Source organism: Nocardiopsis akebiae (assembly GCF_018316795.1).
Lineage (GTDB): Bacteria > Actinomycetota > Actinomycetes > Streptosporangiales > Streptosporangiaceae > Nocardiopsis > Nocardiopsis dassonvillei.
The window spans coordinates 1,228,441-1,250,356 of sequence record NZ_CP074132.1 but is presented as its reverse complement, the minus strand read 5'-3'; the positions used below and the strand labels follow the sequence as shown (position 1 = coordinate 1,250,356).

The 21,916-nt window shown below is 73.0% G+C and carries 19 protein-coding genes; 7 read left to right on the top strand and 12 right to left on the bottom strand.

Going from position 1 to position 21,916, the window contains the following annotated elements; all coding sequences use genetic code 11:
• Window positions 1-95: 95 nt before the first annotated feature.
• The 5 genes from KGD83_RS05380 (at window position 96) to KGD83_RS05360 (ending at window position 5,454) form a co-directional block, all read left to right on the top strand.
• Window positions 96-977: a sulfotransferase domain-containing protein gene (locus KGD83_RS05380; RefSeq protein WP_212642802.1), complete on the top strand. Its 882-nt coding sequence runs from the start codon at window positions 96-98 to the stop codon at window positions 975-977.
• Window positions 947-2,641: a lipopolysaccharide biosynthesis protein gene (locus KGD83_RS05375; RefSeq protein WP_212642801.1), complete on the top strand. Its 1,695-nt coding sequence runs from the start codon at window positions 947-949 to the stop codon at window positions 2,639-2,641. The genes KGD83_RS05380 and KGD83_RS05375 overlap by 31 nt, the downstream gene beginning before the upstream one ends.
• A 145-nt stretch (window positions 2,642-2,786) precedes the next feature.
• Window positions 2,787-3,245: a glycosyltransferase family 28 protein gene (locus KGD83_RS05370; RefSeq protein WP_212642800.1), complete on the top strand. Its 459-nt coding sequence runs from the start codon at window positions 2,787-2,789 to the stop codon at window positions 3,243-3,245.
• Window positions 3,242-4,813, top strand: coding sequence for a glycosyltransferase (locus tag KGD83_RS05365; RefSeq protein ID WP_212642799.1), 1,572 nt, complete (start codon window positions 3,242-3,244; stop codon window positions 4,811-4,813). The genes KGD83_RS05370 and KGD83_RS05365 overlap by 4 nt, the downstream gene beginning before the upstream one ends.
• 56 nt (window positions 4,814-4,869) lie before the next feature.
• Window positions 4,870-5,454 carry a GNAT family N-acetyltransferase gene (locus KGD83_RS05360; RefSeq protein WP_212642798.1) on the top strand — a complete coding sequence of 195 codons (585 nt, stop codon included), beginning with the start codon at window positions 4,870-4,872 and terminating at the stop codon, window positions 5,452-5,454.
• 63 nt (window positions 5,455-5,517) lie between these two features.
• On the opposite strand, the gene KGD83_RS05355 is transcribed toward KGD83_RS05360, so the two are convergent.
• The 8 genes from KGD83_RS05355 to KGD83_RS05320 form a co-directional block, all read right to left on the bottom strand.
• On the bottom strand, window positions 5,518-6,642 hold the full coding sequence (locus KGD83_RS05355) for a glycoside hydrolase family 26 protein (protein WP_212642797.1): 1,125 nt from the start codon (window positions 6,640-6,642) through the stop codon (window positions 5,518-5,520).
• A 103-nt stretch (window positions 6,643-6,745) separates the two neighbouring features.
• Window positions 6,746-7,636: a sulfotransferase gene (locus KGD83_RS05350; RefSeq protein ID WP_212644277.1), complete on the bottom strand. Its 891-nt coding sequence runs from the start codon at window positions 7,634-7,636 to the stop codon at window positions 6,746-6,748.
• Between the two features lie 241 nt (window positions 7,637-7,877).
• Window positions 7,878-9,038 carry a S8 family peptidase gene (locus KGD83_RS05345; RefSeq protein ID WP_249352164.1) on the bottom strand — a complete coding sequence of 387 codons (1,161 nt, stop codon included), beginning with the start codon at window positions 9,036-9,038 and terminating at the stop codon, window positions 7,878-7,880.
• Between the two features lie 539 nt (window positions 9,039-9,577).
• Complete coding sequence (cysN, locus tag KGD83_RS05340; RefSeq protein WP_275956947.1) at window positions 9,578-10,861, bottom strand: sulfate adenylyltransferase subunit CysN; 1,284 nt, start codon at window positions 10,859-10,861, stop codon at window positions 9,578-9,580.
• A 176-nt stretch (window positions 10,862-11,037) separates the two neighbouring features.
• Window positions 11,038-11,967: a sulfate adenylyltransferase subunit CysD gene (gene cysD, locus KGD83_RS05335; protein WP_013154983.1), complete on the bottom strand. Its 930-nt coding sequence runs from the start codon at window positions 11,965-11,967 to the stop codon at window positions 11,038-11,040.
• Between the two features lie 50 nt (window positions 11,968-12,017).
• On the bottom strand, window positions 12,018-12,809 hold the full coding sequence (locus KGD83_RS05330) for a 3'(2'),5'-bisphosphate nucleotidase CysQ (RefSeq protein ID WP_026338425.1): 792 nt from the start codon (window positions 12,807-12,809) through the stop codon (window positions 12,018-12,020).
• A gap of 3 nt (window positions 12,810-12,812) precedes the next feature.
• Complete coding sequence (locus KGD83_RS05325; protein ID WP_212642795.1) at window positions 12,813-14,381, bottom strand: sugar transferase; 1,569 nt, start codon at window positions 14,379-14,381, stop codon at window positions 12,813-12,815.
• Between the two features lie 309 nt (window positions 14,382-14,690).
• A complete protein-coding gene (locus tag KGD83_RS05320; RefSeq protein ID WP_212642794.1) occupies window positions 14,691-15,677 on the bottom strand; it encodes a DsbA family protein in 987 nt (328 codons plus the stop codon).
• 73 nt (window positions 15,678-15,750) lie between these two features.
• On the opposite strand from KGD83_RS05320, the gene KGD83_RS05315 reads away from it, so the two are divergent.
• Window positions 15,751-16,335, top strand: coding sequence for a TetR/AcrR family transcriptional regulator (locus KGD83_RS05315; protein WP_212642793.1), 585 nt, complete (start codon window positions 15,751-15,753; stop codon window positions 16,333-16,335).
• A 165-nt stretch (window positions 16,336-16,500) separates the two neighbouring features.
• Here the strand turns inward: KGD83_RS05315 and KGD83_RS05310 are convergent, their stop codons facing one another.
• Complete coding sequence (locus KGD83_RS05310; protein ID WP_249352162.1) at window positions 16,501-17,820, bottom strand: SGNH/GDSL hydrolase family protein; 1,320 nt, start codon at window positions 17,818-17,820, stop codon at window positions 16,501-16,503.
• Window positions 17,821-17,929: 109 nt separating this feature from the next.
• Window positions 17,930-18,946 (bottom strand): LacI family DNA-binding transcriptional regulator, encoded by a 1,017-nt coding sequence (locus KGD83_RS05305; protein ID WP_212642792.1) that lies wholly within the window; start codon window positions 18,944-18,946, stop codon window positions 17,930-17,932.
• A gap of 162 nt (window positions 18,947-19,108) precedes the next feature.
• Here KGD83_RS05305 and KGD83_RS05300 point away from each other — a divergent pair, with 162 nt between their 5' ends.
• Window positions 19,109-20,278 (top strand): endo-1,4-beta-xylanase, encoded by a 1,170-nt coding sequence (locus KGD83_RS05300; RefSeq protein ID WP_212642791.1) that lies wholly within the window; start codon window positions 19,109-19,111, stop codon window positions 20,276-20,278.
• 69 nt (window positions 20,279-20,347) lie between these two features.
• Here the strand turns inward: KGD83_RS05300 and pth are convergent, their stop codons facing one another.
• Together pth and KGD83_RS05290 are read right to left on the bottom strand one after the other, a co-directional pair.
• A complete protein-coding gene (gene pth / locus KGD83_RS05295; protein WP_212642790.1) occupies window positions 20,348-21,013 on the bottom strand; it encodes an aminoacyl-tRNA hydrolase in 666 nt (221 codons plus the stop codon).
• Window positions 21,014-21,104: 91 nt separating this feature from the next.
• A complete protein-coding gene (locus KGD83_RS05290; RefSeq protein ID WP_212642789.1) occupies window positions 21,105-21,728 on the bottom strand; it encodes a 50S ribosomal protein L25/general stress protein Ctc in 624 nt (207 codons plus the stop codon).
• Window positions 21,729-21,916: the final 188 nt, after the last annotated feature.

Here is a 21,916-nt window from a genome sequence, read left to right as displayed (position 1 = left end):
AACCAGGCCACCCGATCGATCGACACGACCCGCCGAGCCCGGGCGCCGAGGACGGCTGCCGGGGTTGACCGAAACTGCGACAGAAGGAGCACGTGATGCCCCGGAGCACCGTTCCCGTCCTGTTCCACCGCATGGCCGTCCCGGCCCGGAAGGCGCTCCTGTCCCTCGCCGACGGCCTGGGCGCGCTCACCGCGCCGGCCCGCGCCCTGCCCGACTTCCTCGTCTGCGGGGCGCAGCGCTCGGGCACGACGTCGCTGTTCAGGACGCTGTGCCAGCACCCGTGCGTCACCGGGCCCACCCTGCGCAAGGGGGTGCACTACTTCGACACCGGCTACCGCGGCGGCCCGGACCGGTACCGGGCGTACTTCCCCCTGCGCGCGTCGCTTCGGGCCCGGCCGAGGCGGCCCCGGGTGAGGGTGGTCGAGTCCAGCCCGTACTACCTGTTCCATCCGCTGGCCGCAGAGCGGATCGCCCGCGACCTGCCGGACGTGCGGGTGGTGGTCATCCTGCGCGACCCGGTGGAGCGGGCCTACTCGGCGCACGCGCACGAGACCGCGCGCGGCTTCGAGACCGAACCGTTCGAGCGGGCGCTGGAACTGGAGCCGGAGCGGCTGGCCGGTGAGGAGGAGCGGATGCTGGCCGATCCCGGGTACCTGTCGTACTCCCACCAGCACCACGGCTACGTGGCGCGCGGCCGCTACGCGGACCAGCTGGCGCGGATGGAGAAGCACCTGGGACGGGACCGGATGCACGTGGTGGACCACGCCGACCTGTTCGACGGCACGGCGCGGGCGCTGAGCGGGGTGGAGCGGTTCCTGGGGCTGCCGCCCGGGCCGGGCGACGCCCCGGGCAGGCACAACGCGCGCGCCCGGACGGACATGCCCGAGGGGCTGCGCGCGGAACTGGCGGCGCGGTTCGCCGACAGCGACGCGCGGTTGGCGGACTGGTGGGGGCGCGTCCCCTCGTGGCGCGCGTGACCGCCGCGGCGGAGCGGGAGCGGGCGGGGCTGCGCCGCGTCCTGCGCGGCGGAGCGGTCAACATGGCGGGGGCCGTGGTCGGCGCCGCGCTGAACCTGGCGGTGATCGTGACGATCACGCGGGCGTTCTCCCAGGAGACGGCGGGGCTGCTGTTCTCGGCGACGTCGGTGTTCCTGATCGCCGCGGTGGTGGCCAACCTGGGCGCGTCGGACGGCTTGGTGTACTTCATCGCGCGGATGCGCGTGTTCGGCGGCCCCGGGAGCGTGCCCCGGCTGCTGCGGACGGCCGCGGCCCCGGCCGTGCTGGCCGCGTGCGCGCTGGCGGTGCTGCTGCTGGTGTGCGCCGGACCGGTGGCGCGGGGGCTGGGCGACGGCGAGGCGGAGGTATACCTGCGGCTGCTGGCGGTGTTCCTGCCGTTCGCGGTGCTGGCGGACACGGCCCTGGCCGCGACGCGGGCCCACCACGACATGGCCGGAACCGTGCTGGTGGACAAGGTGGGCCGTCCGTTGGCGCAGCTGGCCCTGGTGGCGGGGGTCGCGCTGTCGGGGGCGGCGGGGCTGTTGGCGCTGGCGTGGGCGGGGCCGTACCTGCCCGCGGCCGTGGTGGCGTGGTTCTGGCTGGGGCGCGTCCTGCGCCGGGCCGTCCCCGAGGCCGGTGGCGCCTCCGGGGGTGCGGACGGGTCGGGGGACGCGGATGCCCTCGGGAAGGAGGTGCCCGGTGGGAAACGGGGAACTCCCGGTGTTCCCGATGCCGCCGCGGCGGCCGTGGCTTCGGGGACCGGCCGGGCGTGTGAGGAGCCCGATGCCACGGGGACGGCCGTGGCCCCGGAAGCCGTGGAGGAGGCCGTGGAGAGGGTGGACGCGCGGACGTTCTGGGCCTTCTCCCTGCCGCGCGCGGTGGCCGCGGTCGCCCAGATGGGCGTGCAGCGCGGCGGCGTGGTCCTCGTGGCGCTCCTGGGCGGGCTGAGCGGCGCGGCGGTGTTCACGGCGGCCACGCGGGTCATGGTGGTCGGCCAGTTCGGCACGCAGGCGGTGCTGTACGCGGCCCAGCCCAGGTTCGCCGAACAGCTGGCGACGGGCGACCACGCCGGGGTCCGGACCCTCTACCAGGTGGGAACGGCTTGGCTGGTGTGCCTGCTGTGGCCTTTGTACCTGTCGGTGCTGGTGTTCGCCCCCCAGGCGATGCGGCTGTTCGGGCCGGAGTACGCGGCGGGGGCGACGGCGCTGGCCGTGGTGTGCGCTGGCCAGCTGACGGCAGCCGCGCTGGGGATGGGCGACCTGGTCCTGACCATGACCGGGCTGACCCGGCTCAACCTGGTCAACAACGTGCTGTCGCTGGCGGCGAACGTGCTGGTGTGCGTGCTGCTCGTACCCGCGGCCGGAGCGACCGGGGCGGCCGTGGCCCTGGTGGCCGCGATGCTGGTGCGCAAGCTGCTTCCGCTGTGGCAGCTGCGCTCCCGCGTGGTGCTGCACCCGTTCAGCCGCCCGGTGCTGGCCGCGACGGCCAGCGCGGTGGCCTGGTTCGGCGCCCTGCCGCTACTGCTGGAGACGCTGCTGGGCGGCGGGGCCGCGACGCTGGCGATGGCGGTGGCCTCGGGAGCGGTGGGGCACCTGGTGACGGTGTGGTCGTTGCGCGGACTGCTGGGCCTGGATCCGCGCCGGTGAGGCGGGCGGGCCCTGGGGACCCCCCGTTATCCATGAAAGCCCCTGCGCGCGCCCGGCGGAAGACGCCCTCCCCCGCCTGTGGACAACCGGTGCGCCTCGCCGCGACCCTCCCAGTGACTACACAGAGTTATGTAATGATGACCCCATGTCTCCACGACCGGTTCTCCTGGTGGCCTCCAGCGGAGGGCACCTCGCCCAGTTGTGCTCACTGCGCCCCTGGTGGCGGCAGCGCGAACGCGTGTGGGTGACCTTCCGGACCCCCGACGCCGAGTCCGCCCTGACCGGCGAGCGCGTCCGGTGGGCCTTCCACCCCACCACCCGCCACGTGGGCAACCTGCTGCGCAACGCCTGGCTGGCCGTCCGCGTCCTGCGCGAACGGCGCCCGTGCGCCGTGGTCACCACCGGCGCCGGGGTGGCGCTGCCGTTCTTCGCCCTGGCGTGGCTGCTGCGGATACCGACCGTCTACATCGAGGTCTACGACCGCCTCGACACACCGACGCTCACCGCCCGGCTGTGCCGTCCGTTCACCCGGCTGTTCCTCGCCCAGTGGGAGGAACAGCGCGCCTTCATGCCGACCGCCATCACGGTAGGACCGCTGCTTTGACCGAACAGACCACGCGTCCCGTCCCGCGCCCCGACGACAGCGGCCACCCCGACGTGGTCGTCAGCCTCGGCACCGACCACCACTCCTTCGACCGGCTGGTCCGGTGGATCGACGACTACGCCCGGCGCCACCGGAGCCTGCGCTTCCTGGTCCAGCACGGGCACAGCGCCGCCCCCGCGGTGGCCGCGGGCGCCCCGTTCCTGCCGGGCGAGGAGCTCGGCGAGCACATGCGCCGGGCCCGGGTGGTCGTCGCACACGGCGGACCGGGCACCATCGTCCAGGCCCGCCGCGCCGGACGCCTGCCCATCGTCGTCGCCCGCGACCCCGAACTCGACGAGCACGTGGACGAGCACCAGCTCCTGTTCGTACGGCGCCTGGAGGAGGCGGGCCGGGTGCGCTCCTGCGCGACCCCCCAACAGCTCTGCGCGCTGCTGGACAGGGCGCTCGCCTCGCCCGGGGACTTCCGGGTGGACCCCGGCGACGGCGAGGGCACCGAGCGGGCCGCGCTGCGCGCCGGGGAGCTCATCGACCTGCTCACGCGGGACCCGGGCGCGACGGCGGAACCCGCCGCACCCGACGACACGGCCGCCGCCCGCACGGCCGGAGGCGGCGCGGACGCGCTGGCCGCCGCCCGCACCTCCGGCTCCGTCGACGGCGGGCCCCCGCCCGGCGTGACCGTGGTGGTGCCCACCCGCGACCGGCCGGAACTGCTGCGACGGACCCTGCGGGCGATCAACGAGCAGGACTACTCCGGCCGCATCACCACGATCGTCGTCTTCGACAACGACCAGCCCGACCCCTCCCTGGCCCGCTCCGACGGCGACCGCCCCGTGCGGGTGGTCACCAACACCCTCACCCCCGGCCTGGCCGGGGCCCGCAACACCGGTGTGCTCGCCGCCGACACCGACCTGGTGGCCTTCTGCGACGACGACGACACGTGGCTGCCCGGAAAGCTCCGGGCACAGGTCGACGTCATGCTCGACGAGCCCGGCACGGAGATGGTGTGCTGCGGTATCCGGGTGGTCTACGACAGGGTCGAGGCGGTCCGCAGCCTGGACCGCACCAGCGTGACCTTCGGCGACCTGCTGGGGTCGCGCCTGACCGAGCTGCACCCGTCCACGTTCCTCATCCGGCGCCGCGCCATGATCGACGGCTGCGGAACCGTCAGCGAGGAGATCCCCGGCAGCTACGCCGAGGACTACGAACTGCTGCTGCGCCTGGCCCGGCGCGGACCCATCCGCAACATCCCCGAACCGGGAGTGCGGGTGCTGTGGCACCGCAGGTCGCACTTCTCCGGGCGCTGGCGGACCATCTCCACCGCCCTGCGCTGGCTGCTGGACCGCTACCCCGAGTTCGCGCTGGTGCCGCGCGGCCACGCGCGCGTGGCCGGGCAGATCGCCTTCGCCGAGGCCGCCTCCGGGCGTCGGCGCGCCGCGCTGCGCTGGATCGGCACCACCGTACGCAGCCGCCCGGCCGAGGCCCGCGCCTACCTGGCGCTCGCGGTGGTGCTCGGGGTGCCCGCCGGGTGGGTCACGCGCGCGCTGCACCTGCGCGGCAGGGGCCTGTAACCTCGGTCCGCGCGCCGGGGCCCGGCGCGCGGACCGAGCAGCCGGGAAGGACGCGCATGATTCGCAGGGCCACCCCCGAGGACGTCGAGGGGGCGGCGGACGCGCTGGCCGCCGCCTTCGCGGACTATCCCTTCACCCGTCACGTGATCAGCGCCGACGGCCACGGGACGCGGCTGCGGGAGTTCCAGCGCGTCTTCCTCGCCGAAGTCGGGCTTCCGTACGGACGGGTGTGGGTGAGCGACGACCTCCGGGCGGCCTCCGTCTGGACGGTGCCCGGAGCCGACGGCGCGCAGGAGGCCGTGGAGGCCCTGCTCCCCCGGCTCGTGGAGCTGGCGGGCGACCGCGCCCGGGCCTACGCGCAGGCCGAGGCCGCCATGGAGCCGTACCGGCCGGAGGAGCCGGTGTGGTTCCTCGGCACCGTCGGCGTCCACCCCGCGTCCCGGGGCCGGGGGCTGGGGCGTGCGGTGATCGGCGCGGGCCTGCACGAGGCCGACGCTGCGGGCTTCCCGGCGTTCCTGGAGACGTCGACGGAGGGCAACGTGGGCCTGTACACGTCGCTCGGCTTCCGGGTGACCGCCGAGTACGTGCTGCCCGGGGGCGGCCCGCGCACCTGGTCCATGTTCAGGCCGGTGGGCGGCTGAAGCGGCGCCCCCGTACGGGCCCCGCACGCGCGGACCGACCCGGACGGCCCGGACCCCGGGCGGTCAACCCCGTTCCTGGGCGTACTCGGCCAGGCGGCGCACCCGCTCGGGCAGGTACACGTACGGGTCCTGTCCGGCGGCCTCGAAGCCGCGCTGGGCGTACTCGTCGGCCCGGATCCGGAAGTCGCAGTCCGGGGACAGCTTGTTGTCCCACACCTTGACCGCGCGCACCCGCTCGTAGCGGCGCAGCACGTCGGGGATCTCGGAGTACCACTCCAGGGTCTCCTGCGGGCCGATGTGCGTGGTGCCCATCTCCCCGATCATCACCGGCTTGTCGGGGTCGATACCGTGTTCGGGCCCCTCGTTCTGGAACCACTCGTAGGCGGGGCGCATCATGTCCTCGAAGGAGTACGCCTCGTCCCAGTGCGGCTGGGAGTCGCAGCCGGTCATGTTGTACGCCTCCCAGCTGACCCAGTCGACGTAGTCGTTGCCGGGCCACAGGCCGGGGAGGCGGTCGAAGTTGCCCTCCCAGCCGGTCACGTTCCACACCCAGATGGCGTTGTCCGCGCCCTCCTCGCGGTACAGGTCCACGATGTGCCGCCAGGCCCGCACGAACTCCTCGGGCGCGCCGCGCCTGTTGTAGCGCGTGTTGGCGTCGGCCTCGTGGTCGAAGGTGACGAAGTAGGGCACGTCCAGTTCCGCGATGGCGCGGGCCTGGGAGCGCAGCGAGTCGTCGAACTCGCCGTCGATGAGGGACTCGTAGGAGACCGCCGGATGCCCGGAGCGCGTGAACCGCCGGGCCTCGATGTTGGTGTGCACGAACCTGCCCTCGGCGATCAGTCTGCGTTCGCGCTCACCGGGGACGTTGGCCTGGTCGACGCCGCGCCAGGTGTAGACGACGTCCATGCGGCGGTCGACCGCCTCCTCCAGGGGCTCGATCCGGTCCTGGTAGGGGCTGGCCCCCCACCAGACGCCGCACGAGGGCTCCAGGATCTCCGAGACGGTGCACTCCTCGTCGGTGGCGTACCCCCCGCGCCGGGGCGGCTCCGTCGCTCCCGCGGGCCGGTCCGAGGGTTGCCGTGGAGAGGACGGGGCCCCGCCCGCCGGGGCGTCCCCCGCTCCGACCAGTGTCAGGACGAGGGTCAGTGCCCCCGTCGTCGCCAGTGCCCGTACCGGTCCCCTGTCCACGTCGAACTCCCCCTAGTTCTCCAAAAGTGACTTAGAGTGTTCAGATGGACACCTTACGTCATAATTGGGGCGAACAACAGTCCTTGAAGTGGCAAAACGGACTTCAGTAGCCGTAACGCCCCCGGGACGGAGCCGTCACGGCGGCCACCAGGCGCCGCCGCCAGGCGGGCATCGCCTCACTCCACCCGTGGTCGGCGCGGACCCCGACCCGCCCGGCCGTGAAGCGCATCGGGTTGCCCGACACGGCGTGCCCCTCCGACAGCTCGAAGCCGCCCCGCGCCGCGTCCGGCGGGGTGCCCGCGTACCCCGCGAACTCCGCGATCCGGGCGAACTCGCCCCCGGGGTCGGCGACGAAGTCCTCGTAGCGCACGCGCAGGGTCGGGACGCCGCGCCGGGCCAGGGCGTCGAAGGAGGAGTTCTGGGCCATCCACTGCACCGACGCCCGTCCGGCCGAGTAGCGGGCCATCTCCGGCTCGCTGCTGTCGGGGGAGGCGTCCGGGCGCGCCACGCGCCTGGCCCAGGAGTGGGCCACCGCACGCGGGTCGCGCACCACGTGCAGCAGGCGCATCCGGGCGCCGTAGCGCCAGCGCAGGCAGGCGGCCAGGGAGGCGTGCTTGCTGGCGTCCACGATGACGTGGGCGCCGCTGACCAGGGACACCGCCGAGTACAGGCGGTGGTAGAGCTCGGTGTAGCGGTCGCAGCGCGAGGCGAGCAGCCCCTGGTGGGCTCCGTTGAGCAGCACCGGCAGGAAGCGGGTGCGGTCTACCCGGTCCTTGAGCCGCAGCACCTCCCCGGTGTCCAGGCGGTCCCAGCCGCCGAAGGCCTCCTTGCCCACGTCGGACCAGAAGCCGCAGCCGGAGAACGGGCGGCCGCAGCCGCACAGCTCGTCCTCCACCAGTCCGCGCCGCCACAGGTGCACGACCTCGCCGACCGAACAGAACCCGGGCAGTTCGCCGAGGAGCCGCTCGATCAGGGTCGAGCCGGAGCGGCCCATTCCACCGACGAACACCAGTCGATAACCATCGTCCACCCCACCAGGCTATTACTTTCGGTCACCGTCGAGGACCCCCAAGTGACGGCCGCGTGCCCGGGCCGGGGACCGGGACCCGGACGCGCGGCGGCCCCGGTCCGGGGGAGCTCTCCTCCGGACCGGGGCCGACCGGTTCTTCGTCTGCTACTCGCGCGGCGGCCGCGGAGCGGGCTGTGGACGAGCGGGGTCTCCACAACCCCCCGGGTCAGAGGCCCTGGACGTTGAGCAGCAGGTTGACCGTCCCCGACGGAACGCCGCTGAGCTTGTCCACGCCGGCGTTGGAGACGAGCCAGTCCTGGATGGTGGCCTGGTCGTCGTCGCCGTTCACGCTCTTGTACAGGGCGGCGGCCCCGGCGACGTGCGGGCTGGCCATCGAGGTGCCGTCATAGGAGTCGGTCACTCCGCCGGGGACGGTGGACTCCACGTCCACGCCGGGCGCGTAGATGTCGACGGACGGGCCGTGGTTGGAGAAGTAGGCCGCGGCGTCGGTCGCGTCGGAGGCACCGACCGTGGTCACGCCCTCGGCGCCGCCCGGGGAGGTGTTGCCCGCGTCCTGGCCCTCGTTGCCCGCCGCGACCGCGACGAACACACCGGACGCGGCCAGGCCGTTGACGGCCTCGTCCAGGGTCGGGGAGGCGGGCCCGCCCAGGGACATGTTGGCCACCGCGTTGGGTCCGGCGTTGGCGGCCACCCAGTCGATACCGGCGATGACGTCGTCGTAGGAGCCCGAGCCGTTGTCGTCGAGCACCTTGACGCCGAAGAGGTCGGCGGCGGGGGCGACGCCGTACGTGGCGGAGCCGATGGTGCCCGCGACGTGGGTCCCGTGGCCGTTTCCGTCGCCGCCGTCGCCGCCGTAGGCGTCGAAGGCGGAGGACGCGCGACCGCCGAAGTCGGGGTGCGAGGCGTCGATGCCGCTGTCGATGATGTAGGCGGAGACCCCGGCCCCGTCGCCGGTGGTGCCGTAGGAGCCGTCCAGGGGCAGGTCCTCCTGGTCGATGCGGTCCTGGCCCCACGTGACGGTGGTGTGCGCGACGCCGACCTCCTCGACGTAGGCGACGCCCGACTGTCCGCGCAGTTCGCGCACCTCCTGCGCGCTCAGGCTGGCCGAGTAGCCGTTGACGACCTCGTCGTAGGTGTGGTTGACCTGGTCGGAGGAGATGCCGAGGGACGAGGGGGTGACGGAGGCGGCGCTGAGCGCGTCCTCCAGGACGACGAAGTAGTCGCCCGTGGCCGAGGAACCGACGGTGTGGAGGGGGGCGAGCTCGTCGGCGCCGGCCGAGACGGCGCCCGACAGGGCCAGGGGGACGGAGAGGGCGCCGGCCGCGGCGAGGCCGAGCACCGTTCTCCTGGTGGTGTGCCTGTGCACTCGTATTCTCCTTTGAGGGGGACGGCAATGGGAGGCGCACAGCGTCTAATAACCTAGAGTAGCCAAGCGATTCCAGGTTCGCTGCGCTTTGCCACCATAACCAGACTTCGCTCTCCGCTCCAGGGTTGGAGGGCGAATTTTTTTGCGTCCAAGTACCTCTCGGCCGCCTTCGGGACGCACTGTCTTGCAGTAACCGGGGGCGCGGGCACCGCGGGAAGGAGGCACGAAAACACTCGCCTGTAGTGGTCAAACATTTTTCGGACAGACCTTTCGGCCACCCTCGGAGTCCTTAGCGAGAAACATGCAGTTGACCACGGGAAACCATTTCGTAAGAATCCGAGAACCAAATCAGATTTCTCGGATAACACGGTCGCGGACCCGGGCGGCCCACCCGAAGGCGCCCTTTCCGACTCCTCCGGACCAGCCGCGCCCGCGCCCCTCCGGTCCTCCCTGCACGGTGGCGGAACACGTGGAAGGGGGGCCGCCCCGGCGGGCGGCCCCCCTTCCACTTTCCGGGGGTCCGGCGCCCCGGCCCCGGGTCAGTCGGTCTTGACGACCATCCCCGCGCCGACCGTGGTGTTGGTGGACTCGTCGATGAGGATGAACCCGCCCGTCTGGCGGTTCTTGGCGTACTCGTCCACGAACAGGGGCTGGGTGGAGCGCAGCCGCACCCGGCCGATCTCGTTGAGCGAGAGGTGGTCGGCCTGCTCGTCGCGGTGCAGCGTGTTGACGTCCAGCCGGTAGCGCAGGTCCTTGACCACGACCTTGGCGGTGCGGGTGGTGTGCTTGAGGATGAGCTTGGAGCGCGGCGTGAGCTTGCGCGCGTCCGTCATCCAGCACACCATCGCCTCCAGGTCCTGTGTGACCGCGGGGGCGTTGTTGGGGCGGCAGATCATGTCGCCCCGGGAGATGTCGATCTCGTCCTCCAGCAGGAGGGTGACCGACATCGGCGAGTAGGCCTCGGTGACGTCGCCGTCGGCGGTGACGATCCTGGCGATCCGCGTGTTCAGCCCGGACGGCAGGTGGGTGACCTCGTCGCCCGGCTTGAGGACGCCGCCCGCGAGCTGGCCCGCGTAGCCCCGGTAGTCGTGCAGTTCGGGGTCGGCCGACCGGTGCGGCCGGATCACGTACTGCACGGGGAAGCGCGCGTCGATGAGGTTGCGGTCGGAGGCGATGTGCACGTTCTCCAGGTGGTGGAGCAGGGAGGGCCCGGTGTACCAGGGCATGTTCTCCGAGCGGCTCACCACGTTGTCGCCGTTCAGGGCCGAGATCGGCACGAAGGTCAGGTCGCACACGTCCAGCTTGGTGGCGAAGTCGGCGAACTCGGCCCTGATCTCTTCGAAGCGGTCCTGGGAGTAGTCCACCAGGTCCATCTTGTTGACCGCCAGCACCAGGTGGGGCACCTGGAGCAGGGTGGTGAGGAAGGCGTGGCGGCGGCTCTGCTCCTGGAGGCCCTTGCGCGCGTCCACCAGGATGATGGCGAGGTCGGCCGTGGAGGCGCCGGTGACCATGTTCCGGGTGTACTGGATGTGCCCGGGGGTGTCCGCGATGATGAAGGTGCGCTTGGGGGTGGCGAAGTAGCGGTACGCCACGTCGATGGTGATGCCCTGCTCGCGCTCCGCGCGCAGGCCGTCGGTGAGCAGCGCCAGGTTGGTCTGCTCCTCGCCGCGCGCGGCGCTGGTGCGCTCCACCGCGTCGAGCTGGTCCTCGAAGATGGACTTGGAGTCGAACAGCAGTCGGCCGATCAGGGTGCTCTTGCCGTCGTCGACGGAACCCGCCGTCGCGAACCGCAGGATGTCGTTGCTCATGCTTGCCTGGTCCAATGCGGAGTGTGTGGTCTGCGGGGAACGGGTTCCGGCGCGGGTGCCGCTGGGCCGGCCCGGACGTCGCCGGTGTGGTGCGCGGGGTCCTGGTCCGCGCCCCGGCCGACGCCCGAACCCCGCCACGGGTTCGGGATGACGGCGGACGGGACGGGCCCCGGGCCCTCCCGGCGGTCGCGCTAGAAGTAGCCCTCGCGCTTGCGGTCCTCCATGGCGGCCTCGCTGGTGCGGTCGTCCGCCCGCGTCTGCCCCCGCTCGGTCACCCGGGTCGCGGCGATCTCGGCGATGATGTCGTCGATCTCCACGGCCGTGGACTTGACCGCCCCGGTGCAGGTGAGGTCGCCGACGGTGCGGTAGCGGACGGTCTCGGTGAACGGGACCTCGGTCTCGTCGCGGTTGATGATGGGCGAGTTCGACAGCAGGATGCCGTCGCGCTCGAAGACCTCGCGCTCGTGGGCGAAGTAGATCGAGGGCAGCTCCAGCCGCTCCCGCTTGATGTAGGCCCACACGTCCAGCTCGGTCCAGTTGGAGATCGGGAAGACCCGGATGTGCTCGCCCCGCTCGATGCGGGTGTTGAACACGCTCCACAGCTCGGGGCGCTGGTTCTTGGGGTCCCACTGGCCGAACTCGTCGCGGAAGGAGAAGACCCGTTCCTTGGCACGGGCCTTCTCCTCGTCGCGTCGCGCGCCGCCGAAGGCGGCGTCGAAGCCGTTCTCCTCGATGGCCTCCAGCAGCGCCGAGGTCTGGAGGCGGTTGCGGCTGGCCCAGCGGCCGGTGGGCTCGGAGACCTTGCCCGCGTCGATCTGCTCCTGCACCGAGGCCACGACCAGGCGGACACCCGCCTCGGCGACCCGGCGGTCGCGGAACTCGATGACCTCGTCGAAGTTGTGGCCGGTGTCCACGTGCATGACGGGGAACGGGACGGCGCCGGGCCAGAACGCCTTCTCGGCCAGGCGCAGCATCACGATGGAGTCCTTGCCGCCGGAGAAGAGCAGCACCGGCCGCTCGAACTCCGCGGCCACCTCGCGCATGATGAAGATGGCTTCGGCCTCCAGGACGTCCAGCTGGGAGAGCTGGTAGCGTCCGGCCTGCTGACTCGCCTGACCCATGAATCCGCCTTAGAAATACCGACAGGGCCGACGGCGGAGGGGTCGTCCTATCAGCCCCCCGCGTGCGGACCCGCGCTGTCCAGGTCCGCGCCGTCGCGGATGCTTGCCAACAACATACCCGACAATTCCGATCGGCATACAAGGACATCCGGCAGCAGCGGGTCCGCCGTGTTGTACCGCAGCGGGGAACCGTCGATGCGCGAGGTGTGCAGACCCGAGGCCCGTGCCACCGCCACCGGGGCGGCGCTGTCCCACTCGTACTGGCCGCCCGCGTGCACGTAGATGTCGGCGATACCGAGCAGCACCGCGCAGATCTTGGCGCCCGCGGAGCCCATCGGGACCACCTCGGCGCCCAACTGGGTGGCCATCCGCTGGACGAAGGCCGGGGGCCGGGTCCGGCTGGCGGTGATGCGCAGCCGCTGGTCCGAGGGGCGCTCCTCGGGCAGCCAGGGCGGGTCGACCGTGGACAGGGTGCTGCCCTGGGCGGGCAGCGCCACGGCGCCCGCGACCAGGTCGCCGTTCTCCCACAGCGCCACGTGCACGGCCCAGTCGGTGCGCCCGGCCTCGGCGAACTCGCGCGTGCCGTCGAGGGGGTCGATGATCCACACCCGGCGCGCGTTGAGCCGCGCGGGGTCGTCGGCGCCCTCCTCGGAGAGGACGGCGTCGCTGGGCCGCAGCCGTCCCAGCGCGGAGAACAGGAACTCGTGTGAGGTTCGGTCCCCCAGGGTGCGCAGGACGTCGGGCTCGTCGAAACCGTGCCGGGCGCGCAGGCGCAGCAGCAGCTGCCCCGCCTCGCTGGCCAGGTCGCGGGCCACCTCATGATCGTTTCGGATGTTCTTCACCGGCTAGTATGCTCCCGCCCCACGGATCACCGCTGACCACGTCTTCCACAAGATCTGGACGTCCAGTGTCAGCGACCAGTTTTCCACGTACCGCAGGTCGAGGCGGACCGATTCCTCCCAGGAGAGGTCGGAGCGGCCGCTCACCTGCCACAGACCCGTCATACCCGGCTTGACCACCAATCTGCGGCGGACGTCGTCACCGTAGCGGGCGACCTCCTCCGGAAGCGGCGGCCTCGGGCCGACGAGCGACATCTCCCCCCGGACCACGTTGACGAGCTGGGGGAGCTCGTCGAGCGAGTACCGTCGCAGCCAGGCCCCCACGGCCGTCACCCTGGGGTCGCGGCGCATCTTGAACAGCACGCCCTCGTGCTCGTTGCGGGGCTGGAGCATCGCCTTCAACGCCTCGGCCCCCACCACCATCGTACGGAACTTGTAGACGGTGAACTCGCCCCCGCCCCTGCCCACGCGCGTCTGGGTGAAGAGGGCGGGACCGCCGCCCTCGGCCCGGACCAGGACGCACAGCGCCAGGAACAACGGCGACAGCAGCACCAGCGCCAGGGCGGCGGCGCAGCGGTCGAAGGCACCCTTGAGTACGCGGCGCGCGCCCACGAGTTCGGGGTGCTCCACGTGCAGCAGGGGCAGCCCCGCGACCGGCCGGATGGAGGTGCGCGGCCCGGCCACGTCCATGAGCGCGGAGGCGACGATGAGGTCGGTGCCGGTCTCCTCCAGCCGCCAGGCCAGGCGGCGCAGCTCGGCCCCGTCCATCTCCGGGCAGGCCAGGACCGCGACGGTGTCGGCCCCGGCCAGGGCGGCGGCCTCGGCCGCGCCGGTGAAGGTGCCCAGGACCGGACAGCCCTCCACCTCGTCGGCGCCCGGACCGGAGGCGGCCTCCTCCCGGGGCAGGCACACGCCCACCACGCGCATGCCGTGGTAGACCTCGCCGCGGAAGCGGCGGACCAGGTCGCGGACGGCCACGCGGTAGCCGACGACGACGACCCGGCTCATGCACTGGCCCGAGCCGCGGCGCCGGTGCAGGGCCTTGCGGCGCGCGTACCTCATGCCGAGGGTGAGCAGGAGGATGAGCGGCAGGGTGACGAGCGCGTAGCCGCGGGCGAGGTCGAAGCGCAGGGCGTAGGCGCCGACGGCGACGGTGGCGGCGAGGGCGATCCCGGCCGTGGCGACGCGGCGGTACTCCTCCGTGCCCACGCCCAGGAAGCGGCGGGCGTAGCCGCCGCCCAGGTAGACGAAGAGGATCCACGCGGGGGGCAGCAGGAGGGAGAGTGCCAGGTAGGGCAGGGTGGTGGCCGCTCCGAGGGCGGAGGGGAAGCGGACCGCCGTGCCGCTGAGGGTGGCCGTCATCGCGGCGGCCAGGTCCAGGCCGACCAGGCTCACGACGTAGGGGCGCACCCAGGCGCCGCTGCTCCCGCCGCCGGGGGCGACCGCCGCGCGCCGCCCGGGGGCGCCCGCCGCGGCGGGGATTCCTGGAGTGCCTGGGTCTCCGGGGGCTCCGGGGCCGACCACGATCCGCGCCGACTGTTCGCGGACGGTATCCGTCCGGCTGGTTGTGACCACGTACACTCCCCCAAGACCCACGACTCTTGCAGCTCACACGGCATCGCTCCGCGCGCCATGGGAGAGCACTCTGAGAACGTGAGCGGGGCAGGTGCGTCGGGCGCGGAGACCAACGCCCCGAACATTAACCAAAAGTAGTGGAAAAGTCGCGCAGTGTTGCGGCTTGTTGGGTAAGAAGGCCTGTTCAACACAGGAATGTGTCTGTGCCGAGATCCGTGCGGTCACGCGGAGGTGACCTGATCGGGACGCCGGTGACCGCGCGGGGGGCGCAGCCGAAACCCGGGCTGCGCGGACGGCACGCGCACCGGGTCAGACGTACTCGGGCGCCATGGCGCCGGCCAGGCGCAGGTGCGGTCCGGCCAGCTCCCGCTCGCCCCGGCGCTGGAGCGTGCGGCCCAGGAGCAGGCGCGCGTACGCGTCGTCCGGACTCCGCGCCACCATCTCCTCCAGAGTGCGGCGGGCGCGGCCCAGCTGAGCCGAGCGGTAGTAGGCGCGCGCGGCGAGCAGGCACACGTTCCGGTCGGCGGCGTGCTCGCCGAGCATCGGCCGGAGCAGGGCGAGCGCGCCGAGGGGGTCTCCCCGGTCCAGCAGGGACTCCGCCTGGCGGAAGCGCTCGACCTCCTCGGGGAGTCGGCGCGGGGCGTGCCCGGCGGCCGCGGCCAGGAAGTCGCGAATGGCGTCGGGGTGCCGGGCGCCCTCCAGGGCCCTGCCGTTGACCACCAGGGTCGGGGAGGTGCGCACGCCCACGGCCCTGCCCCGCAGGAGGAGTTCGCGGACCTCCTCCTCCCCGGAGCCCGCGATCAGGAGGCGTCCGCCGTCGGGGAACCCCGCCTCGCGGGCGACGCGGTCCAGCGTCCCGGCGGAACCGATGTCCCCGGCCCCGGTGAAGTGGGCGCGAAGGACGCCCTCGGCGACGGCGCCCTGGAGTCCGGGGCCCCCGGTCCCCAGTGCCAGGGCCAAGAGACGGTGGGAGTCGTGGCTGCTGACCCTCCACGCCGCGCCCCACCGGGGACCGAGCCCCTCGGCCGCGGCGGCCTCGGCCACCCGGACGCGGTTCTGTCCCGGAGTGAGGCCGGGCGCGCAGGCCCGCAGGGCGGTGTCCGCGCGGGGGTCGCGCAGCAGGGGGTCCAGGGGCTCGGCCGCGGCCGGGGCGGCGGGGTCGATCCGGTAGGGGCGCCAGACCACCTCGGCCCTTTCGCGAAGCGCGCCGTCGAGCCCGGCGAGCGCCCGCTCCAGGCGCCGCTTGCCGATGTACGTCCAGGGGCAGACCGTGTCGGCCCAGATCTCGATCCTCATGGGAACAACATAAACGACGCCCGTTGCTTAAACAACAGGTGTTTCTGAGATACAGGTGTCGTACACTGCCTCCGTGAACCCCGACGACCCCCGTGTCCAGCGCACCCGCGAGCGCCTGCGCACCGCCCTGCTGACCCTGACCGCGGAGAGCCCGTCCGGGGCGGTCACGGTCTCCACCGTGGCCAGGCGGGCCGGGGTCAACCGCGCGACCGTCTACCAGCACTACGCCGACCTGGACGCGCTGGTCGCCGACGCCATGGAGAGCGCCGTCGCGCACGTGGCGCGCTGCGCGGCGCTGTGCCCGCTGGACGCGCCCCGCGACCGGGTTCCGCGGCCACTGGTGGAACTGTTCGGCCACGTCGCGGACAGCGCGGTGCTCTACCGCCGGGTGCTGTCGGACCACGGCAGCGCCCGCTTCACGAACCGGCTGCGGGGACGGCTCGCCGAGGAGCTGGCCGCACGGTTCGCGCGGGGGGCGCGGCCGCCCGGGTTCGACGACGTACCGGTGCGCACGCACGCCGCCTACCTGGCGGGGGCGCTGGTCGGCGTGATCGCCGACTGGGTCGGTGTGGGGGAGGCCTCGGAGGCGGACGGCCCGGACGGGACCGCCGCGCCGGAGGAGGCCGCGCTGGCCTTCTGGCGCCTGGTGCGCGGCTGAGGCGGACACCGGACACGGAAGCGGCCCGCGTCCCGGCAGCCCCGGGGCCGGTCGCGGGCCGCCCCTCCCCTCCCGGCCCGGCTAGGCAGTGTCTTTTTGGACCTCCGCTCCGCTTCGGGCCGTGTTCGGGCGCCCACAAGCTGAGACCGGTTCAAAAAACAGACCTTAGCCCTCCCGATCCGGGCGGAAGAGCCGGGTCGGCACGGCGTCGGCCATGGCGGCCATACCGGCGTCGTTGGGGTGCAGGCCGTCGCCGCTGTCGTAGGCGGGCAGCAGGCTCCGCGGGTCGTCCGGGTCTCGCGTCGCCTCGTCGAAGTCGATGACCGCGTCGTACTCCCCGCTCGTGCGGATCCACGCGTTGACCGCCTGGCGCTTGGCCTCGTTCTCCTCGGTGTGGAACCCGAGGGTGTCGCCCCAGAACGGCAGGATGGTGCCCCCGTAGACCCGCAGCCCGGCCGCGCGGGCGCGGGCGATGATCTGGCGGTGGGCGCCGATGACCTCCTCGGCCGTGACGGTCTCCGACACCGGTGCCACGGTCCCGGGGTGGCCCAGGTCGTTGACCCCCAGCAGGACGATGACGTGGCCCGCGCCCGGCTGCGCCAGCACGTCCCGGTCGAAGCGGCGCAGGGCGCTCTGCCCGAAGAAGGCCGCGAAGTCCTCGGCGTCGCCGCCCTCGGGCGGGTTGGGGTCGTGGAGCAGACGGTTGCCCCCGATCCCGGAGTTGAGCACGCCGGTGTGCGGCAGACGCCGGGCGAGCAGGTCCGGCCACCGGTGGTTGGCGTTGACCTCGGTCTCGGAGCCGTCGGTGATGGAGTCGCCCAGGGCCACGACCGCGTCGGCGAGCCGTGTGCGCGACCGCACGCTGACCCCCGACAGGAAGTGCCACTGGGTGAGCGTGCGGGTCGCCTCGACGGACGTGTCGCCGGTGACGTCGCCCGCGGCCACCGCGTTCTCCTGGAAGGAGGAGGCGTGCAGGGTGGTGACCGGCGTCTCCTCCGGCAGGTGGATGCTCACGACCAGGTCGGAGCGGGCGGGCAGTTCCAGCGGCACCGGGTCGCTGACCAGGGGGGCGCCCGCCGGGACGGTCACCGACGTACGGCCGCCGAAGGTGACGGTGCGGTCGGTGGCCGGGTCGATGTCGGTGCCCGAGGCGCCCGCGCGCAGGGCCACGTGCACCCGGCCCACGCGCAGGGCGCTCTCCCCGAACTCGTTGGTCAGGCGCAGGCGCAGCCGGTCGCCGCCGACGCTGGTGCGCACGACCTGCCGGACGGTCTCGTCGCGCAGGACCGGGGTGGCCGTGGCGGGCGCGGCGGTGGGCGCGGCCGCCCAGGTGCCGACCCAGTCCGCGGCCTCGGGCTCCGGCTCGGCGGCGGCGCCGGTGGCGTTCCAGCCGCCGAGCAGGAGCAGTGTGCCGGCCATGGCGACGGCCAGGCCCCGCCGGGCGCGGGCGGGGGACGCGGTCTTTCCCCGGGGAGTGGTGGTCACGCTGGTCTCCTTGACGCGGAGCCTGGGGGATTTCCGGAATATTCCGGTGAAATCAGCCTAAGGAGCGCCGCACCGGGGTGTCAACGCCGACACCCCTCTTCCGCATCCCTCACGGAGGCGGGGCGGTGCTGTCGCGCACGACGAGTTCGGTGGCCAGCTCGACCCGCGGGCTCTCGATGGTCTCGCGCTGCACCAGGCGGTGAACGGTGCGCACCGCGAGCCTGCCCATGTCCGACAGCGGCTGGCGCACGGTGGTCAGGGACGGCGAGGACCAGCGCGCCTCGGGCAGGTCGTCGAAGCCGACCACGCTGACGTCGGCGGGCACCCGCAGGCCGCGGCGGCGCAGCGCCTCGTAGACGCCCAGCGCCATCTGGTCGCTGGCCGCGAACACGGCCGTGGGCGGCTCGGCGAGGTCGAACAGCCGCTCCCCCGCCCGGAAGCCGGACTCGTAGCCGAACTCGCCCGGCACGACCAGCTCGTCGTCGACCGCGAGCCCCGCCGTCTCCAGGCCCGCCCGGTAGCCGTCGAGCCGGGCCCGGCTGCACCACAGCTCGGGGCGCCCGGCGACGAAGGCGATGCGCCGGTGGCCGAGGTGGATCAGGTGCTCTGTCGCGCTGAGGCCCCCGGCCCAGTTGGTGACGCCGACCGTGGGCGTGTCCAGGTCCGGGACTCCGACCGGGTCCACGACCACGGCGGGCACGTGGAGCTCCCGCAGCTCCTCGCGCAGCTCGGGGTCCAGGTCCGTGGTCACGAGGATCGCCCCGTCGGTGGCGCGCGAGCGCACGTTCTCCAGCCACTGGCGGGTGGAGCTGACCCGGCGGTGGATGGCCGACACCACGATGCCGGTCCCGCTCTCGTGCGCGGCGTCCTCGACCCCGCGGATGATCTCGACGGCCCACGGGCTGTCCAGGTCGTTGAAGACGAGGTCGAGCAGGCCGACGCGCTCCCGGGGCCGGCCCCCGCGGCGCCGGTAGCCGTGGGCGCGGATCAGGCTCTCCACGCGCTCGCGCGTGGCGGGGGCGACGTCGCCCCGGCCGTTGAGCACGCGCGAGACCGTCGGCGCGGAGACGCCCGCCTCCTCGGCGATGGCGGAGATCGTGACGTCTCGGGACGGGGTGTCGGACATGGTCCTCCTTCGTGCTCACCCAGAGTACGAGCACAGCTGGCGGGGCGACAGCGCCGAGACGGGATCTTGACGCTGCGCCCGGCGACGACCTAGGGTCCATTGACCTTCATATGTTACGGAACTTTCCGGAAGTTCTGTCGGTCGCCAGATCGGAGATCCCCCATGAAGCCGCTCCGCCTCGTCACCGCCGTCCTCGCCGCGACGGCGCTGGCGGTCCCCCTGGCCTCCCCCGCGGCCGCCGCCCCCGGGCACGACCACGGCGGCGGCCACCGGCCGCCGCACCACCACCGGCACGACGCGAAACCGGGCACGCTGCGCTGGGCCGCGCCCGACGGCCTGGTCATCGGCACCGCCGTCGCGGGCGGCGGGCACCACGTGGACCAGGACTACCCCGACCCCTTCACCTCGGACCGGCGCTACCGCCGGATCCTGGCCCGGGAGTTCAGCTCGGTCTCCCCCGAGAACCAGATGAAGTGGGAGTACGTCCACCCCGAGCGGGGCGAGTACGCGTTCGGGATGGCCGACAGAATCGTGGACTTCGCCGAGCGCCACGGCCAGGACGTGCGCGGGCACACCCTGCTGTGGCACAGCCAGAACCCGGCCTGGCTGGAGGAGGGGGACTTCACCGACGAGGAGCTGCGCGAGATCCTGCACGACCACATCACCACCGTCGTCGGCCGCTACGAGGGCAGGATCTCGCAGTGGGACGTGGCCAACGAGATCTTCGACGAGTCGGGTGGGCTGCGCACCGAGGACAACATCTGGATCCGCGAGCTGGGACCGGGGATCGTCGCCGACGCCTTCCGCTGGGCGCACGAGGCCGACCCCTCGGCGGAGCTGTACTTCAACGACTACGGCGTCGAGGACGTCAACGCCAAGAGCGACGCCTATTACGCGCTGGTCCAGGAGCTGCTGGCGGACGGCGTGCCGGTGCACGGGTTCTCCGCCCAGGTGCACCTGAGCATGCGGTACGGCTTCCCGTCCGGGCTGGAGGAGAACCTCCGGCGCTTCGACGACCTCGGCCTGGGCACGGCGCTGACCGAGGTGGACGTGCGCATGGCGGTGCCCGAGGGCGGGGAGCCGACCGGGGAGCAGCTGGAACGGCAGGCCGACTACTACGGCCGGGCGCTGGAGGCCTGCCTGGCGGTGGAGGGCTGCGACTCCTTCACCATCTGGGGCTTCACCGACCAGTACTCGTGGGTGCCGGTGTTCTTCGAGGGCGAGGGAGCCGCGACCGTCATGGACGGCGACTTCGACCGCAAGCCCGCCTACTACACCCTGAGGTCGCTCCTGCGGGAGGCCGGGGACGGCGGGCCGGGCCGCGGCCGGTAGCCGGGTACCGCGCCCGTCGGCGGCGTTCCCGCGCCGACGGGCGCGGCGCCGCCGCCCGCCCCCCGGGGGTCAGGCGGCGGTGTGGTAGATGTTCTGCGCCCGGCCCAGACCCTCGGTGAGCACCGTGCGCACCGCGTCGGCCGCGCGTTCGACGTTGAGGTCGAGTTCGGCCCGCTCGGTGGAGGAGAAGTCCTTGAGCACGTACGCGGCCGGGTCCATCCGGCCGGGGGGGCGGCCCACCCCGAAGCGCACGCGGATGTAGTCCGGGCTGGACAGGGACGAGGTCATCGACTTCAGGCCGTTGTGCCCGCCCGGGCCGCCGCCCTTCTTGAGCTTGAGCGCGCCGAAGTCGATGTCCATCTCGTCGTGCACCACGACGATCCGCTCGACCGGGACCTTGTAGAAGCGGGCCAGGCCGGAGACCGGGCCGCCCGACAGGTTCATGAAGCTGCGCGGCTTGGCCAGCACCACGGGGACGCCGTCCAGACGGGTCTCCACCACCTCGGCGTGCGCCTTGTGCGCCTTCCAGCGCTCGCCGCCCGCGAGCGCCTCCACCACCAGGAAACCGGCGTTGTGCCTGTTCCCGGCGTACTTGGGCCCGGGATTGCCCAGCCCCACGACGAGCCAGCGCTCGGTATCGGCCATGTCCTCGTTCTCTCCGCCGACGCTTGCGTCCCCGGCGCCGCGCGCGCCGGAGCCCCTGCCGCCGAACAGCCTGCCCCACCAGTTGCCCATGGGGCACGACCCTACCGGGACGGCGGCTGACACGACGGACGCGCGGCCCCCGTCGGGAGACCGCGCGTCGCCGTGTGTGGCCTGTGACCGCCTACTCGGCGGCGGTCTCCTGGGCGGCCTCGTCGCCCTCGCCCTCGGCGGCCTGGGCGGCCTCCTCGCTGGTCTCCGGCTCCTCCTCCACGCGCGGGGCGGAGACGGTGAGCAGGATGGCCTCGGGGTCGGTGACCAGGGCGACGCCGGAGGGCAGCTTGACGTCGGCGGCGGTCGGCGCGGCGCCGATCTCCAGGTCCTCGATGACGAACTCGACGCCCTCGGGGATGTGGGTGGCCTCGGCCTCGACGGCCACGGTGACGAGCTCCTGGGTGAGCACACCCGGGGCCTTGACCTCACCGATCAGGTTGACCGGGATCTCGACCTCGACCTTCTCGCCCTTGGAGACGACCAGCAGGTCGATGTGCTCCAGGAAGCCCTTGATGGCGTCGCGCTGCACGCTCTTGGGCAGGGCGAGGTTGTCCTTGTCCAGGCCGTCGAGGCGGATCAGGACGTTGGGGGTCTTCAGGGCGAGCATGAGCTCGTGGCCCGGCAGGTTCAGGTGGCGGGGCTCGGTGCCGTGGCCGTAGAGGACGGCCGGCACCTTACCCGCGCGGCGGGCGCGACGAGAGGCGCCCTTGCCGAATTCCGTGCGGGGCTCGGCAGCGATACGTACCTCGGACACGACAAAACTCCTCGGGTTCAACCCCGCAGAACGGGGAACACGGCTCCAGTAGCACGAACGATTCCCGCCCTCGGCGGGGAATGCGGCGGGGACTGCCCTCAGGCAGGGACGCGACCGCCCTGGTTCCAGGCGTGCCCGGCGAGCCGTCACCGGACCCGCCCGGCCCGGGAACGCTCGTCGCGCACCCC